The organism is uncultured Streptomyces sp., from assembly GCF_947488945.1.
In the GTDB taxonomy this organism is placed as follows: Bacteria; Actinomycetota; Actinomycetes; order Streptomycetales; family Streptomycetaceae; genus Streptomyces.
This window is the reverse complement of sequence record NZ_CANLBS010000002.1, coordinates 75034-90877: the sequence shown is the minus strand read 5'-3', so window position 1 is coordinate 90877 and position 15844 is coordinate 75034. Positions and strand designations below refer to the sequence as shown.

At 72.7% G+C, this 15844-nt stretch carries 10 protein-coding genes; 2 read left to right on the top strand and 8 right to left on the bottom strand.

Annotated elements, in window-relative coordinates:
• Nucleotides 1-118: 118 nt before the first annotated feature.
• The 6 genes from Q0994_RS02570 to Q0994_RS02545 form a co-directional block, all read right to left on the bottom strand.
• Complete coding sequence (locus Q0994_RS02570; protein ID WP_299529245.1) at nucleotides 119-2749, bottom strand: SpoIIE family protein phosphatase; 2631 nt, start codon at nucleotides 2747-2749, stop codon at nucleotides 119-121.
• A 193-nt stretch (nucleotides 2750-2942) separates the two neighbouring features.
• Complete coding sequence (locus Q0994_RS02565; RefSeq protein WP_299528282.1) at nucleotides 2943-3512, bottom strand: ATP-binding protein; 570 nt, start codon at nucleotides 3510-3512, stop codon at nucleotides 2943-2945.
• A 162-nt stretch (nucleotides 3513-3674) separates the two neighbouring features.
• The gene (locus tag Q0994_RS02560; protein ID WP_299528281.1) at nucleotides 3675-4076 is read right to left on the bottom strand and encodes an NUDIX domain-containing protein; all 402 of its coding nucleotides are present in this window, start codon (nucleotides 4074-4076) and stop codon (nucleotides 3675-3677) included.
• Nucleotides 4077-4556: 480 nt separating this feature from the next.
• Nucleotides 4557-4763, bottom strand: coding sequence for an SPOR domain-containing protein (locus Q0994_RS02555; protein ID WP_299528280.1), 207 nt, complete (start codon nucleotides 4761-4763; stop codon nucleotides 4557-4559).
• Nucleotides 4764-4947: 184 nt separating this feature from the next.
• A complete protein-coding gene (locus tag Q0994_RS02550; RefSeq protein WP_299528279.1) occupies nucleotides 4948-6681 on the bottom strand; it encodes a cytosine permease in 1734 nt (577 codons plus the stop codon).
• Nucleotides 6682-7029: 348 nt separating this feature from the next.
• The gene (locus Q0994_RS02545; protein WP_299528278.1) at nucleotides 7030-7782 is read right to left on the bottom strand and encodes a GntR family transcriptional regulator; all 753 of its coding nucleotides are present in this window, start codon (nucleotides 7780-7782) and stop codon (nucleotides 7030-7032) included.
• A gap of 1094 nt (nucleotides 7783-8876) precedes the next feature.
• On the opposite strand from Q0994_RS02545, the gene Q0994_RS02540 reads away from it, so the two are divergent.
• Nucleotides 8877-11528 (top strand): glycosyl hydrolase family 65 protein, encoded by a 2652-nt coding sequence (locus Q0994_RS02540; RefSeq protein ID WP_299528277.1) that lies wholly within the window; start codon nucleotides 8877-8879, stop codon nucleotides 11526-11528.
• A gap of 163 nt (nucleotides 11529-11691) precedes the next feature.
• Here Q0994_RS02540 and Q0994_RS02535 read toward each other — a convergent pair whose 3' ends face one another.
• Both Q0994_RS02535 and Q0994_RS02530 read right to left on the bottom strand, forming a co-directional pair.
• Complete coding sequence (locus Q0994_RS02535; protein ID WP_299528275.1) at nucleotides 11692-12675, bottom strand: hypothetical protein; 984 nt, start codon at nucleotides 12673-12675, stop codon at nucleotides 11692-11694.
• Nucleotides 12668-13870, bottom strand: a complete 1203-nt coding sequence (locus Q0994_RS02530; RefSeq protein ID WP_299528273.1) for a hypothetical protein — start codon at nucleotides 13868-13870, stop codon at nucleotides 12668-12670. The genes Q0994_RS02535 and Q0994_RS02530 overlap by 8 nt, the downstream gene beginning before the upstream one ends.
• A 647-nt stretch (nucleotides 13871-14517) precedes the next feature.
• Here Q0994_RS02530 and Q0994_RS02525 point away from each other — a divergent pair.
• Nucleotides 14518-15693, top strand: a complete 1176-nt coding sequence (locus Q0994_RS02525; RefSeq protein ID WP_363325525.1) for a transcriptional regulator — start codon at nucleotides 14518-14520, stop codon at nucleotides 15691-15693.
• Nucleotides 15694-15844 lie beyond the last annotated feature (151 nt).

The window sequence follows — 15844 nt, the reverse complement described above, 5'->3', positions numbered from 1 at the left end:
GGGTGAGACGCCGGTGCGGGACGCCACTGCCGGCGCGCTGGTGGGATGCTCCCGGACGGCGGTCGCGGTCCGGGACCCGGCGTCCGTCGCCTCTCCGGGCGCCGGACGCCCCGCCCGCTCAGTACATGCTCAGCAGTTCCTCCACGGAGAGTTCGGCGGCCGGTCGCCCGTCGGGCAGGGCCAGTTCGAACCAGACCGTCTTGCCGCGCGGGGTGCGCCGGGAGCCCCAGGCGGCGCTGAGCAGTCCGACCAGTTGCAGGCCCCGGCCGCCCTCGTCGGTGTCGCGGGCCCGGCGGCGTCGCGGCTGCACCAGCCCGGCGTCCCAGACCTCGCAGACGAGGGTGCGGTCGCGCAGCAGCCGTAGCCGGACCTCGCCCTCGCCGTACCGGAGCGCGTTGGTGACCAGCTCACTGACCAGGAGTTCGGTGGTGTCGACCAGATCGTCCAGGTCCCACGACTGGAGCTGGGAGCGTGCCAGTTCGCGGGCGCGGGCGACCGAACGGGGCTCGCGCGGGAGCCGCCAGTCGCCGACCGCCTCGGTGGGCAGCCCCTGGATCCGGGCCATCAGCAGGGCGATGTCGTCCTCGCCGTGCCGGGTGTGCAGCGACGCCAGCACATGGTCGCAGGCGTCCTCCAGAGCCCGGCGGGGACCGGTGAGCGCCTCCCGGAGCGCCAGCAGTCCCTCCTCCAGCGGATGGTCGCGGGACTCCACCAGGCCGTCGGTGTACAGGGTGAGGAGCGCGCCCTCCTTGAGCTCGACCTCGACCTCCTCGAAGGGCTCGCCGCCGACGCCGAGCGGCATCCCCGGCGGCACGTCGAGGAGTTGGGCCGACTCGCCGGGTTCGACCACGGCCGGCGGGAGATGGCCCGCGTTGGCGAAGGTGCAGCGCCGGGTGACCGGGTCGTACACGGCGTAGACGCAGGTGGCGAGGTAGACCTCCGAGAGGTCGGCCTCCCGCGACTTGTGCGCGGCGCGCGAGGGCCACTGGGCGCCGCCGCCCCCGCCGAACCGCTCGCCGCCGCCCGGGGTGCCGAGGCCGCGCGCGACCTCGTCGAGGGCGGCCAGCACCTCGGCGGGCTCCAGGTCGAGCAGGGCCAGCGTCCGCACGGCGGTGCGCAGTTCGCCCATGGCGACGGCGGCCCGCAGCCCCCGGCCCATGACGTCGCCGACGACCAGGGCGGTGCGGTGACCGGGCAGCTCGATGACGTCGAACCAGTCGCCGCCGACCTCGGTCGCGGCGTTGCCCGGCAGGTAGCGGCAGGCGATGTCGAGGCCCGCGGCCTCGGGATCGCCCGGCGGCAGCAGGCTGCGCTGGAGTATCAGGGCGCGTTCGTGTTCACGCCGGTAGAGGCGGGCGTTGTCGATGCAGACGGCGGCGCGGGCGGCCAGCTCGACCGCGAGCGCACGGTCCCGTTCGCCGAACGGCTCGCTCCCCTTCGTACGGGAGAACTGCACCAGCCCGACCACGGTGTCGTGCGCGACCATCGGGACGGCCAGCGTGGACTGCACGAAGCCGGGTCCGTCCTCGGGCACGTCCTGGATCCGTCCGGTGCGCAGCGCCGCGGCGGCGGGCGAGCCGGACGGGTAGCGGTGTACGTCGCCGAGCGCCGGGGCCGCGCCGGTGACCGGCGCCCCGGACCCGCCCGGATCGGACGCGGCACGGGGCGACGGCACGAGCCCGTCGGTCCGGCCGTCGGCCGGACCGTGGGATCCCAGGTCGGGGGCGACGCCCGGCATCGCGTCGGCGACGGCGCTGGCGTGGGCGACCCGGCGCAGCTCCGCCGAGCCGCCGGACTCCGCCTGCTGCGGGCCCCCGCTGCCCGGCGGCAGCTCGTCGCCGGCGAGCAGGCCCTGGTACAGGTCGACGGCGGCCAGGTCGCAGAAGCCCGGCACGGCGACGTCGAGCAGTTCGCGGGCGGTGGTCTCCAGGTCGAGGGAATTGCCGATGCGGGCGCTGGCCTCGTTGAGCAGGGCCAGGTTGCGGCGGGCACTGGCGGCCTCGCGGGCCGCGATGTGGCGGCTGGTGATGTCGGTGGCGAGCCCCGCCACACCCACGGGCCGGCCCGATCCGCCGTGCACCCGGTACAGGTTCATCGACCAGTGCCGACGCTGCCGGTCGCCGGGAACAGTGCCGACCAGCCGGAGGTCGGTGACGGCCTGACCGGTGTCCAGGACGCGGCGCAGGGTGGCGGTGAGCCGATCGGCCTCGGGAGGCGCGAGGTAGTCGTCGACGCTCCTGCCCCGGTGGTCGGAGGCCCGGCCGCCGAAGACGGTGGCGAACCGGTCGTTGGCACGGACCACCGTCAGGTCCTTGCCGAACAGGACGAAACCGAAAGGAGATTGGCCGAATATGGCCTGCGAGGCCGCGAGGTCCGTCTCGATGCTGCGCAGAGCGCGTACGTCCAGGACGATACAGAGCGCGGCACGTTCGCCGGACTCGGTCAGGCTGGGCATGACATAGAGCTCGGCGAGTCCGCCCGCTCCGTCCTCGCCCGGCATCCGGAACGGGACGAGGCCCGTCCACTCCTTGCCGTCGAGGATCTCACGCACACGGCGGCGCCCGCCGGGGCGCAGCTCGTCGGGGAGGAACGCCTCCACGGGGTCGCGGCCGATCACCTGGCGCGCGGCCATGCCGAAGAGATCAGCGGCTCTCTCGCTCCACTGCTCGATCAGGCCGTCGTGCCCGATCGAGAACGAGGCGACCCTGACGTAGTCATAGATCGAGCCAGGCGGGCTGCTCTGCCACACGACTCCGCCCGCTGACCCAGGTGTTTCGCTCACACGACCGTCCCCTCCAGCTCACACACCGGACCGGTCCTGACCGCAGTATTCAGCACCACAGGCCCTCCCGGCACGACGTTGACGATCACAGCAAGGTCTCAGTCCTTTCAGCCAGGTGCTGCCCGACCTCTGGTGATCGCCTGTGTGTCCCCCTCCACTCCTAACCAGGCAGAGGCAGCTCGAACCACACCGTCTTGCCGTTCTTGCCGTGACGCGTGCCCCACCGGCGTGCGGAACAAGCCACGAGCTGCAGCCCGCGGCCGCCCTCGTCGTCGGGTCCGGCGACGCGTTCGGTGGGCAGATCCGGAAGGGGATCGGAGACTTCCACCACGAGTCCGGTGCCCTGGACCGCGCCGTGGTCGCGGCTGTGACCGCGTCCGTGCCCGTGTCCCGGACCGCGTCCGCCGGTCCGCTCCGGGGAGCCGCCGTCCCGGAGACCGGGGTCCGGACGCGTCCCGCGCGGTCGCGCTCCGTCGTGCCCCGGTCCGTCGTGCCCCGGTCCGTCCGGGCTCTCCGCGCCAGGACGCGTCAGCCGGACGCCGATGGGGCCGGTGGCGTGCTTGAGCGAGTTGGTCACCAGCTCGCTGACCAGCAGGACCGTCATGTCCACCGTGCTGGGAGGCAGCTCCCAGGCCCGCAGGGTGTCCCGGACGACGTGCCGCGCTTCACGCACGGCACCGGGGGACGCGGGGAAGGTCCACTCGGCGCGGTCGCCTTCGGTACGGATCACGCGACCACATCCCAGGAGCAGCAGGGCTCGCCCTTTACAGAGGTACTCACCCCATACCCGCTCCGGTACGCGAAGTATCACAGATCACCACCAAGGGTGGTTTGCGGGCGGATATCGCGCATTCTTCGCGGGTCGTCGGCGGGCGGGGCGCGGTGTGCCAGGTCAGGTGAGCAGGCCGTCTGCCCTGAGGTCGTCGAAGAGGAGCTGGTCGACCGGCGGGACGCGGTCCCGGTCCGCGTAGGAGAACCAGGCCACCTCCTCGATCTCGCTGCTGGCGGCCAGCGTGCCGCGGTAGTCGCCGTAGTAGCAGGCCATCCGGACCCTCACGCCGTCCTCGTGGCCGTGCGCCTGGGCCTCGTACACACCGGCCCGGGAGACGGTCGCCGGGTCGAGGGCCACCGTCAGCTCCTCCTCGACCTCGCGCAGCAGGGTCTGCAGATCGCTCTCGCCGGGCTCGCGCTTGCCGCCCGGGATGTAGAAGGCGTCCTTGCCCCGTGAGCGGGCGCACAGGATCCTGCCGTCCTCCACCCGTACCCAGGCCACCGTGTCGATCAGTCCCGTCATCCGCCCCACCTCTGCCCTCGGCGTCCCGCGCCGGTCGTGCCTCGCGGGCGCGTTCCGGCCGCTGCGCGGCGCACCCGGTCCGAGCGGCGCACGCGTCGGCCGGGTACGGCGTACGACGGTCCGGGGCGCGCCGTTTTCCGGGGGCAGACCCTACCGGGCGAGGGGCCGGAGGCGGGAATCACGGGTTCCGCGGGCGCACGGCCGGGGGTGGGGGCCAGAGAGGTTCGGGGCCGGGGCACCCGGGCCAGGAGCGCGGGCCGGGGTGCGGGCGGGAGGGTTCGGCCGACGGGTTCGGACGGGGAGTTCGGCCGGGGGGTTCGGACCGGGGGGGGTTCGGACCGGGGCCCGGACCGGGAGTTCGGCCGGGGGGTTCGGACCGGGGGTTCGAGACGGGGGGCGCACTCCGGCGCACGGACGGGGCGACCGGGCCGCCCCGGTCATGGGCGGCCCGGCCGCCCCGGACCGTCGTGCGCGAGTGGATCAGAGGTGGCCGTCCGGCCCCACGCGCTCCACCCGGTAGAAGTGCTTCTGCCCCTCGGTGTCGAAGCCGTCAGCGATCTTCTGCGCTTCGGCCTGTGTGGCGAAGCGAGCGATCCGGTAGCGGTTGCCCTCGGTCTCGTCGTCGTGCCGCACCACCTGCCACGGAAGCACGGCGGCACTCTCGCTCATCGTGCCTCTCCCGAGCATCTCGCCTCTCCCCCTGTTCGCATGTCCATCCTTGAGGACCCCCAGGAAACCTCTTTGCGCATATGCCGGAGCCTACGCCTGACCTTTACTCAGCGGATGCGGATTTACACAAAGAGGTACGGATCAGGCCACGCGAAGGGGCGCATCCGGCTGGATGCGCCCCCTTCGTTCCGTGCCGGCGGGCTCAGAGCGCGATCGTCGGCCCCGCCTCCCGCACGGTCGGCAGCGGCATCAGCACGGGTCCGGCCGGTGCACGGCGGCAGACGTCGCCGCACTCCGCGTCCAGCGAGCAGCAGAGCGAGCAGATCGGGCCGGACCGCACCGGGCAGTCCGCGACGTCGGGCAGCTCGTAGGAGGTCTCGCAGACGGTGCAGGTGTGGGTCGCCGTGATGTCGGCGATCTCGACACCGGGCCCGTTCACCGGGTTGGGGCGCGCCAGGTAGTAGCGGCCCTTGGTGACCCAGGCGATCAACGGGCAGAGGACCAGGGAGAGTCCGGCGGCGATGAAGGTGGAGAAGGCTTCGGCGTACGCACCGAAGAGACCGAAGAACGCCAGGATGGAGACGACGGAAGCGATCACCATCGCCCCGAAGCCCGCCGGGTTCACCGCGTAGAGGTAGGCCCGCTTGAACTCGATGTAGGGCGGACTCAGTCCGATCCGCTTGTTGATGACGAGGTCGGCCGCGACGGCGACGATCCAGGCGATGCCCACGTTGGAGTAGAACCCCAGCAGCTTGTTGAGTGCCGCGAACATGTTCATCTCCATCAGCGTCAGCGCGATGGCGAGGTTGAGGAAGATGTACCAGACCCGGCCGGGGTGCTTGTGGGTCAGCCGGGAGAAGAAGTTCGACCAGGAGAGCGAGCCGCTGTAGGCGTTGGTCACGTTGATCTTGATCTGCGAGACGATCACGAAGAGCGCGGCTGCGGGCAGCGCGAAGGAGCCGAGCCAGGGCTTCAGTGCCTCGATCTGCGGGGCGATCGGCTCCAGCGCGTGCGTCTTGCCGACCGCTTCCAGGGCGACGAAGGCGAGCAGCGCGCCTCCGAGCTGCTTGGCCGCACCGATGACGACCCAGCCGGGGCCGGCGGCCAGGACGGCGAGGTTCCAGCGCCGCTTGTTCGCCTCGGTCTTGGCCGGCATGAAGCGGAGGTAGTCGGCCTGTTCGCCGATCTGGGCGATGAGCGAGAGCGCGACGCCGGTGCCGAGCCCGAAGCCGAGCCAGTCGAACCCGGAGCCCGCGCCCTCGGTGCCGCCGAAGGAGGTGAACGCGCTCCAGGAACCGGGGGCTTCGAAGGCGAGCACGACGAACGGCAGGACCATGCCGATGATCCATACCGGCTGGGTCCACGCCTGCACCTTGGCCAGCGCCCCCATGCCGCGGAACACGATCGGGATGACGATCAGGGTGGTGACCAGATAGCCCACCTCGACCGGCAGCCCGACGGCCTGGTGCATGGCCTGCGCCATGATCGAGCCTTCGAGGGCGAAGAAGATGAACGTGAACGAGGCGTAGATGAGCGAGGTCAGCGTCGAGCCGAAGTAGCCGAACCCGGCGCCCCGGGTGACCAGGTCCATGTCCAGGCCGTACGTGGCGCAGGCCCGCGCGATCGGGATGCCGGTGACGAAGATGATCGTGGCGGCGCACAGGATGGACGCGAAGCCGCTGGTGAACCCGTAGGTGAAGACGATGGAGGCGCCGATCGCGAAGTCGGCGAGGTAGGCGATGCCGCCGAGCGCCGTGCCGGCGACCGTCGAGGGCGACCAGCGGCGGAAGGAGTGCGGGGCGTAGCGGAGCGAGTAGTCCTCGCGGCTCTCGTCGGCGGCCAGCTTGGCGTAACTGCGGGCAGGGCCTTCGCCGGGGCCCGGCGGGGGCCCCGGCTCCGGCGCGTCGGCCGCCGTGGGTGTCGCGGTGTCCGTCATCGGTGACTTCCCGTTCGTCGGTCCGGTGTGCGGGGACGAACGGGAAGATAGGAGATGAACATGTCAACGCTTCGAGCTGCGGCGTTGCCCACCGGTTAACCGCGCCGACGGCCGGTCAACTCGGCGTGAACGGGGGCGGACACCGCACACCGATATCGGTGCGGCGGCGGCCGGAGGCACCCGCGCCACGCCGGTCCGTGCGATGCCGATCCGCACCACGCCGGTCCGTGCGATGCCGACCGGTGCGGTTCGGTGCGGTTCGGTGCGGTCCGCTTCATCCGGTGCGGTCTGGTTCGGTTCGGTCCGCAGGGGGGTCCGTGCGCGTCCGGGCCTCCCGTGGCGCCCCGTTCATCTGACCGGCAGATGGTAGGCGACGCGGTACCGGTCGGCGGGCACCACCACGTCGGCGGTCTCCACCGCCCGTCCCGACGCGAAGTACGTCCGTCCGATCACCATCACCACGTGGCCCGGCACCCCGCCGAGCGTCAGCAACTCCTCGGCCAGGCCGGGCCGGGCCCCGACCTCCTCGGTGACGTTGTCCACCACCACCTCGATCGCGGCCATCCGGTCGACGACCCCGCAGCCGCCGAGCGGACCCTCCTCCGGCAGCATCACCGGCGTGCGTCCGGTCACGGCGAGCGGCTCCCAGGACGTGGAGAGCATGATCGGTTCGCCCGCGTCCCGGAAGACGTACCGGGTGCGCATGACCCGGTCACCGGGCTCGATGCCCAGCCGCTCGGCGATCTCCGCGCTGGCACCCTCCTGCTCGCTCCGGGACTCCCAGGTCCCCTGCATCCCGTCCGCCGCCTGCTCCTGGCGGAACGGACTCGCTCCGCCCTCGGGGCGGTACCCGGAGCGGGCGATCCGACGGGGCACCGGGCGCTCGCGCACGTAGGTGCCCGAGCCGGAGCGCCCCTCCACCAGGCCCTCGGCCATCAGGACCTTCCGCGCCTCCAGCGCGACGGTGTCCGAGACGCCGTACTCCTCGCGGATGCGGGCCTGCGAGGGCAGGCGGGTATGGGGAGGCAGCGCACCATTGACGATCTTCTCCCGCAGATCGCTCGCCACGCGCAGATAGGCGGGCTGCTCACCGAAAGTCACAGGCCACTCCCAACAGGTTGACAGACCGCAACAGCGTCGCAACCGTGGGTGGCACCGCACAAGCGATGGCCACAGTTTCACCCGAAGTGATGATTCCTGGGTCTGGCCTGCATGAACGTGCGGCGTGCGTGATCACCGGGGCCCACCCGTCGCACACGGCGCGCACCCCCGGTTCACTCTGCCCGCCCCACACCCCCCGCACGCCTCACGCATGCCCCGGCTAGCGCGCCGGCGGCGGACGGTCCGGGAGCACACGCGACAGTGCCGCCCGGCCATGTGCTGTGGGGGGTGCCGGGCGGCACGTTCGCGGGGCCGCCCGGCCCCGTAGGTGGGGAGGGCCGGACGACGCGTTCGGGGTGCGGCGGTCAGCCGGGTCGAGGGCGACCGCCGCTCTCCGCCACGGGCCCCCGGGCCTCGGCCCCCGCAAGCGTCACCGGCGCGCTTCTACGCGCGTAGTGACCGGGCGACGACGACACGGACAGCCTCCTGACGGACGGTGTGCGGACCGGGGGCGGCGTTGGTGCGAGCCGGTGCCTCGGCCGTCCACGCGGCCGCCCGACGACGCTTCGGCGGCGTTGCGCACGGCACGGGACCAGCCCGTCCGCCCTCCCGCGAAAGACTGGCGGAACGCCGGGGATCACGCAAGGGTACGACCGCGTCCTCCCCGGACCCGCCATACGAACGACACTCCCCCCACATGCCCGGCGGAGAGTGTCCCGCCCCGGCCACCGGAACGGCCCGCAGACCGACCTTGCCCCGCCCACCTGGCGTTTTCCCGTCCACCGAGCCCGGCGGGACCTTGGCGCCGGCCTCGGAACCGACCCATCCCGGCACTCTCTCTACGCGCGTCAATTCACCCGGACGTAACACGGACGCCCTGTCCGTCACCGACCCGGTGATCACCCTCGGTGAGGCGCCCCCCGACCGTCGGCTGAAAGGTCGCGGGGCGACGGCGGGTGGAACCACCAGGACCGCGCTCGTGGATCGTCCGTGCTCCATCCGGCCCTCCGCGCCGTCCGCCGTACCGCTGGCCCGGCGCCGATGGCGCGCGGCGCGCGCGCCCGCGTACGCCCCGGCTGCCTACCGTCGGCCGCGTGAGACTCCCCCGCGTCGCCCTGCTCGCGCCCCTCGTCGCCGGCACCCTCCTGGTGCCGCCCCTCTCCCCCACCGGGCACGCCTCCGGCCCGGTGGCGGACCGCACCCCCGCGACCCCGGTCTGCGGCGAGCGGAGCCCCGGCGGCGACGCGTCCTGGGTACGGACCTCCACGCGGTACGGGGAGGCGGCGGGCTACGACGCGTACGTCGGCAACGGCTACCTCGGTCACCGCGTCCCGGCCGTGGGCGCCGGATACGCCGTGCACGCGGAGAGAACCGGCTGGCCGCTCTACACCCCGCGCTACGACGGCGCCTTCGTCTCGGGTCTCTACGGTGCGGAACCGGGCACCGCCGAGGGACGCGAGGTCGTCGCCGCGCTGCCGAGCTGGACCAACCTGGACGTGCGGGTCGGCGGGGAGACCCTGGGCTCCGGCACTCCGGCGGGACGGATCTCGCACTACCGCCAGTCCCTCTTCCTCGCCTGCGGCGTGGTCCGCACCTCGCTGCGCTGGACCACGGCCGACGGCCGCGCCACCGACCTGGCCTACGAGGTGCTCGCGGACCGCAGCCACGTCCACGCCGGCGCGGTACGGCTGCGGATGCGCCCGCACTGGTCGGGCCCGGCCACCGTCAGCGGCGCGCTCGACGCGAGGGGCGCACGCCGGATCGCGGTGGCCGCCGACGGGACGTTCCGCACCCGCGGCACGGACGTCGAAGGCGCGATCGCCCAGACCGTGCGCCCCGCCGCACCGGCCACCGGCCGGCCCCGCCCTCTCGCACCGGAGCCGACGACCGCCACGCACCAGGTCCGCGAAGGCCGTACGTACACCTTCGAGAAGTACGTGGGCGTGGACACCGGTCTGACGGCCCGTGACCCGCGCGCGGCCGCCCGTGCGGCGTCGCGGGACGCGGCCCGGCGGGGGTGGCGGAAGGTCTTCGAGGACAATGCCGCCGCCTGGCGCGAGGACTGGTCCGCCTACGTCCTGGTGCCGGGCAGCCCGGATCTCCAGCGGTGGCTGCGGTCGGCCCAGTACGGGCTGCTGGCGAGCACCCGCCGGGACTCCGCGGACAGCGTCGCCCCAACCGGTCTCACCAGCGACAACTACGCGGGCATGGTGTTCTGGGACGCGGAGACCTGGATGTATCCGGGGCTGCTGGCGACCCGCCCGGAGCTGGCGCGCGCGGTCGTCGAATACCGCTACCGCACCCGTGACGCGGCCCGCGCCAACGCCGAACGGCTCGGGTACGAGGGCCTGTTCTACCCCTGGACGAGCGCGAGCCGGGGGCGGCTGGACCAGGAGTGCCAGAGCTGGGACCCGCCGCACTGCCTCACCCAGATCCACCTCCAGGGCGACATCGCGCTGGCGGTCTGGCAGTACTGGCTGGCCACCGGCGACCGGGCCTGGCTGGAGTCGCGCGGCTGGCCGCTGCTGCGGGGCATCGCGGACTTCTGGTCCTCCCGCGCCGCCGCCAACGACGACGGCAGCTACTCGCTGCGGAACGTGGCGGGCCCCGACGAGTACAGCAACGGCGTCACGGACGGGGTCTTCACCAACGCCGTCGCCGCCACCGCGCTCCGGCACGCGACCCGCGCCGCCGGACTCCTCGGCCGGGCCGCACCGACGCGGTGGGCGCGCGTCGCGGACGGCCTGCGCATCCCGTACGACCCGGCGCGCAAGGTGTTCCTCCAGTACGCCGGGTACAACGGCTCCACCATCAAGCAGGCCGACACCGTGCTGCTGATGTATCCGCTGGAGTGGCCGATGGAGCCGGGCGCGGCGGCCGCCACCCTCGATCACTACGCCGCGCGCACCGACCCCGACGGGCCGGCGATGACGGACTCGGTGCACGCCGTCGACGCGGCGGCCATCGGGGAGCCGGGCTGCGCCTCGTACACCTATCTCCAGCGCTCCGTCCGGCCCTTCGTGCGCGGTCCGTACGAGCTCTTCTCCGAGGCGCGCGGCGAGAAGGCCGGTGCGCAGGACCCCCTGTCGGGCTTCCCGGCCGAGGACTTCCTGACCGGGAAGGGCGGGTTCCTCCAGGTTTTCACCCACGGGCTGACCGGGCTGCGGCTGCGCGAGGACGGCATCCGGTTGGACCCGACCCTGCCGCCGCAGCTCGGCGAGGGCGTCACCGTCCGGGGCCTGCGCCACCGGGGACGTGTGTACGACGTCGCCGTCGGCGCGCGCACCACCACGGTCAGCCTGACGTCGGGCGCCCCGTTCACCGTGCACACCCCGGACGGGCCGCGCCGGCTCTCGGGCACCCTCACCCTGCCGACCCGCCGCCCCGACCTGACGCCGACCGCCGACGCGGCCCGCTGCCGCCCGACGACCGCGACCTCGGAGGCCCCCGGCCTGTACGCGGAGGCGGCGGTCGACGGCTCCCCCGCCACCACCTGGGCCCCCGACGGCGCGACCGGCACCCTGACGACCGACCTCGGCCGCCCCCGCCGGATCACCTCGGCCGCCCCGGCCTGGTCGGACGTCCCGCCCGCCGCCCACACGGTGGAGACCTCCTTGGACGGCAGCGCCTGGCGCCCGTACGCCCCGGGCGCGACGGCCCGCTGGATCCGGGTGTCCGTCACCTCCGCCGACCCGGAGAAGCCCGCGGGGATCGCGGAGTTCAGGGTGGAGGCGGAGGAACGGTGACACGCGTGGGGGCGGACGCGGAGGGGCCCGGGCCGCGCGCACGCACCCGGCCAGCACCTTGCGCGGCCGTCACGAACGCCGGGTCCCGTTCGCGGTCTCGTTCCCGGTCCCGTTCGATCTCGACTCGCTCACCTCGCAGCGCGACGGCCGAGCGAGTCGGACGTCAGCTCTCCGGGCACGGCGGGCTCGGGTCCTTCCGGTCGCGGGCGTACTCCGCCCCCGTCTGCTCGAACCACGCCTCCGGCAGGTCTTCTTTGCCCGGGGACGCGCAGTCGGTGGGCGGGAAGAAGACCTCGTCATAACCGGCGGAGTCGGGCAGCCGGGCCGTCAGTTCGAACGGCTTGCCCTTCGGGGCGCTGATCGTCGTCTCGGCGACGCCGCCACCGACCTGGTAGTGCACGCGGTAGCGCCAGCGGCAGTAGCCCTTCTCCGCCGTCGCCTGCACCAGAAACGCCTCGGACTCGTTCTGGTTCAGCGTGATGTGCTTGGCCCCGGACCCGGTGAAGTACGGTTCGGCGTCCTCACCGCCCTTGCCGTTCTCGCCGACCACTTCGAGACGGGGCTGCGGCGAGTCGACCTTCAACTGCAGCGGGATGACGTCCTGGGCGCCCGCCGAGGGAGCGTGGACCAGGCTGTCCCCGGTGAGCGCCGCCTTGCAGGAACCCCCCTCGATCTCCGGCACGATGTCGGTGATCCGCACCTGCTGGGAGGCGCGGCCCTGCAAGGTGATCACCCATTCCGACGTCTCGACGTCGACGGTCCTCGGGTCCTCCCGCCATTCTTCGGTCAGCGGCAGGGAGCGGCGGAATTCCGCGTCCGCCCCGCCGCGCACCAGGTAGTAGCCGAAGTACTTGACGTTCTTGACCTCGACCACCTCGATCGCGCCCTGCGGCGAGAGCCGGTCCGGCACCCGGTCCAGCGGGAGGATCGTCTTCACCGACGCGGTCAGCACGTCCTGGAAGGTCACCGCCGCCACCGTCAGCACGATGGTGAGCAGCCAGGCCGCCGGGCTCTTCAGCCACCGCAGCCTGCCGGGCGCCGCCTCCTCCTCGGCAATCGCACCGGCGGGCGCCCGGGTGGCGCTCCTGCGCACGCTCGCCCGGGTGAGGGCGTCCGTCCTGCGGGCGACGGGTCGGTTCCTAGGCATCGATCGGCTGCTCCTCGTCCACTTCCGTACCGGGCCGGGCGGCCCGGCTCCCCGCGTGCCGCCGCATCAGGACCACCGCGACCAGACAGGCGAGCCCGACGGTCCAGCCCCAGGCCGTGCCGAACCGCACGGCGTCGCCGAGCGCCAGTCCGGGACGCAGCTCCGCCTGCTCCGCCTCCACGCGCGGCGCGCTCCACTGCAGCAGCCTGCCGTCCACGAACGCCGCCACGACGGCCGCGAGCAGGGTCGCGTACCAGCCGTTCATGACCAGGCGCAGCGCGGTGACGCGTCCCTCCGGGCCGGCGGTCAGGTGCCGTGCCACCGAGCGGAGCGCCGGTGCCAGGGCGAGGAGGAAGACGACGCAGACCGTCAGGGTGGCGAGCCAGCCGCCGGCCGTCTCGTGGGAGAGCGGCCGCAGGCGGAGCGCCGGGTAGAGGACGCCGCTCCATTCCTGGACGAGGAGCGGCGGCCGGTAGGGGTCCCAGAGTGCGGGGTCGAAGGTGACCGACAGATCCTGTTCCAGGTACCGCTGCGCGGAGTGCCGCAGCACCGGGCCGCCCGCCACGGCCAACAGCACCGCCGGAATCAGCCCGGCCCACATCAACTGCCGCCGTTCTATGGGCCTTTCGAGCAGAGGAGCAGGCTCCCCGCCTGTCTCGTCCCGGATGCCGAGGTAGCGCCGCACGGGAGGCAGATGCCGGTAGCGCCACATGAGGTACCAGGCGAAGACGGTCAGCCAGACCACGCACAGCGCGGCTTGGGCCGCCGCCGCCGGAACCGCCCCCATCCGGGCGCTTCCGGTCCACTCGTTGTACGTCAGGAAGGCCGAACGCGCCTGCGGATCGAGCGCGGGGCCGATCAGCACCGCCAGCCCCGCCGCCAGCAACGCGGCTCCGTTCAGGGCGAGTACGGTCCGCAGTCGCGGCTTGAGTCCCCGCGCGCCGCGTAACACCCCGTAGGTCAGCACCCCGCCCGCGACGACGAAGACGACCTGCGGCAGCCACCCGGCGACCCGGCCCGGGTCGGTCACCACGAAACCGTCCATCGAGAGACCGAGCACACGCACCGGCCCGATCTCCCGGCCGGGGGCCAGCAGTCCCGTGAGCCGGCGCTTCATCGGGTCGAACAGCGACAGCAGGATCACATGGTTCCAGGCCCCGTAGGCGGCCAGCACCATGGACGGGCGGCGATCCATTCCGTACTCCCCCGAGTCACCCGCGTCACCCGTGCGTTGCCGCCGCACGGCGATGAACTGCGGGCTCAGTGTGCCGTACGCGCGGGGGGACGCACCAACGTCTTCGCCTCATGCGTACCGGAAGGGGTGACCGGTCAATCGCGCACGGACGGTGCCGCCACGGGCGGGGCCCAGCCCACCTTCGCAGCCACCGCCTCCACGGCCGCACGTACGCCATCGACGCCGCCTTCACCAACACCGCTGGACGGACCTCCACCGTGACTTCGCCCATGGCTGGACCCGCCCGTGATCCTGTCATTCCCGATCGCGTCACCACGCTCGCCGTCAACCCGGTCACTCCGATGAATGGACAGGGAATAGCGGAGCACGAAAGAGGCAACGGGCAACACCGCCGAACCTCGATTCTCCAGGCGCGCCTCATGCCAAACTCGCTCTCGGATGCGAACCGCAACGACGCCGTCACACCGGGTGTTGACCGTCGGGTTTCGTGTCGCCCGGTGGTCGTCGGATGACGACTCCCCGTGAGGGCGTACGGCTCTCGCGATCAATGTTCAAGAGGAGGTTGATGATGAGCACGACTTCCAGTTTCGGCCCAGAACTCCGCCGATTACGAGTGGAAGCGGGGGCTGACTCTGACCGAGTTCTCCGTGGCGCTCAACTACGACAAGGGGCACCTCAGTAAGGTCGAACGCGGGGAACGTTCCGCGTCCCCCGAACTGGCCCGCCGGTGCGATGCCTTCCTCGGCGCGGACGGCGAACTGCAGCGCCTGGTCACTCGTCCCGAGACGGACTCGGACTCGGGCACCGCCGAATCCCCCGTCGGGCCGAGCCGATGGCTCGTCGCGCGCCGGGCGGTCCTCTCAGCGGGTACGGGAGCGCTGATCGACCTCGGCCTGACACTCGGCGGTCAGGCGGTGTCCTCCACCGATGACCCCCTCCTGCCCTCCTTCCGCATGCAGTTCGACCAACTGCGGAAACTCGGCCAGTCCACCGCGCCCAGGGCCCTGCTGCCCCTGCTGGAGACGCAGACCCGCATGATCACCGGGCTGGCTGCCGATGCCCAGCCCGCTTCTCGGACCCCCGCGCTCTTGCTCGCCTCGCGGTTCGCGGAGTTCACCGGTTGGATGGCCCAGGAGGCCGGGGACAGTGACGCGGCACTCGGCTGGACCGGCGAGGCCGCCGAACTAGCACGCGCCGGGGGTGACCCGCACCTCGGTTCCTACGCACTGGTGCGTCGCGCCCTGATCACGATGTACGGCGGGGACGGGATCGGCACCGTCGCCCTTGCCCGCCGCGCCCAAGGCAGCGAACTCCCGCCGCGCATCCGGGGACTCGCCGCCCAACGAGAGGCCCAGGGGCACGCGCTCATCGGGAACGAAGTCGACTGCCTCCGCAGCCTCGACAAGGCGCGGGAACTACTCGGCAGCGACGACACCCGCAGCAGCACGGAGCCCGTGATCGGCACCTCCCATGTGAGTGATCCGGCGGCGATGTCGACCGGTTGGTGCTTGTACGACCTCGGCCACCCCAAAGCAGCCGCCGAGGTACTCGACCGGGAGTACCGCCGCCTCCCGCCGCAGGCGCTGCGCACCCGCGCCCGGTACGGCTTCCGCCGGTCATTGGCCCATGCCGCCTCCGGGGAGGTCGAACACGCGTGCGCGATCGCCGGGGATCTCCTGGGAGTGATGCCGGCCGTGCCCTCAGCGACAGTGAACAGCGACGTCCGGCGTCTCGCACGGGAGCTCTCCCGGTTCCGGAGCAGTCGCGCCGTACGTGATCTGCAGCCCGCGCTGGCACGCGTACTCGCCCCCGCGCACAACTGACAGCCGTTCCACGACCGAAACCGCCTCGAACCGCCCGGCTCGCCGGACCGCTCCATCCCCCGGCCCTCCGGATCCCACGGTCTCCGACGGATCCCCTCTGAACACCGCTCGACGCGTCGCACCGCACCCCTGGCTTCTTCAGGCGGCCCGC

Coding starts and splice junctions, on each gene's coding strand:
- Q0994_RS02560 (WP_299528281.1), bottom strand. CDS start 4,076: ATGACGGGACTGATCGACACGGTGGCCTGGGTACGGGTGGAGGACGGC.
- Q0994_RS02555 (WP_299528280.1), bottom strand. CDS start 4,763: ATGCTCGGGAGAGGCACGATGAGCGAGAGTGCCGCCGTGCTTCCGTGG.
- Q0994_RS02550 (WP_299528279.1), bottom strand. CDS start 6,681: ATGACGGACACCGCGACACCCACGGCGGCCGACGCGCCGGAGCCGGGG.
- Q0994_RS02535 (WP_299528275.1), bottom strand. CDS start 12,675: ATGCCTAGGAACCGACCCGTCGCCCGCAGGACGGACGCCCTCACCCGG.
- Q0994_RS02530 (WP_299528273.1), bottom strand. CDS start 13,870: ATGGATCGCCGCCCGTCCATGGTGCTGGCCGCCTACGGGGCCTGGAAC.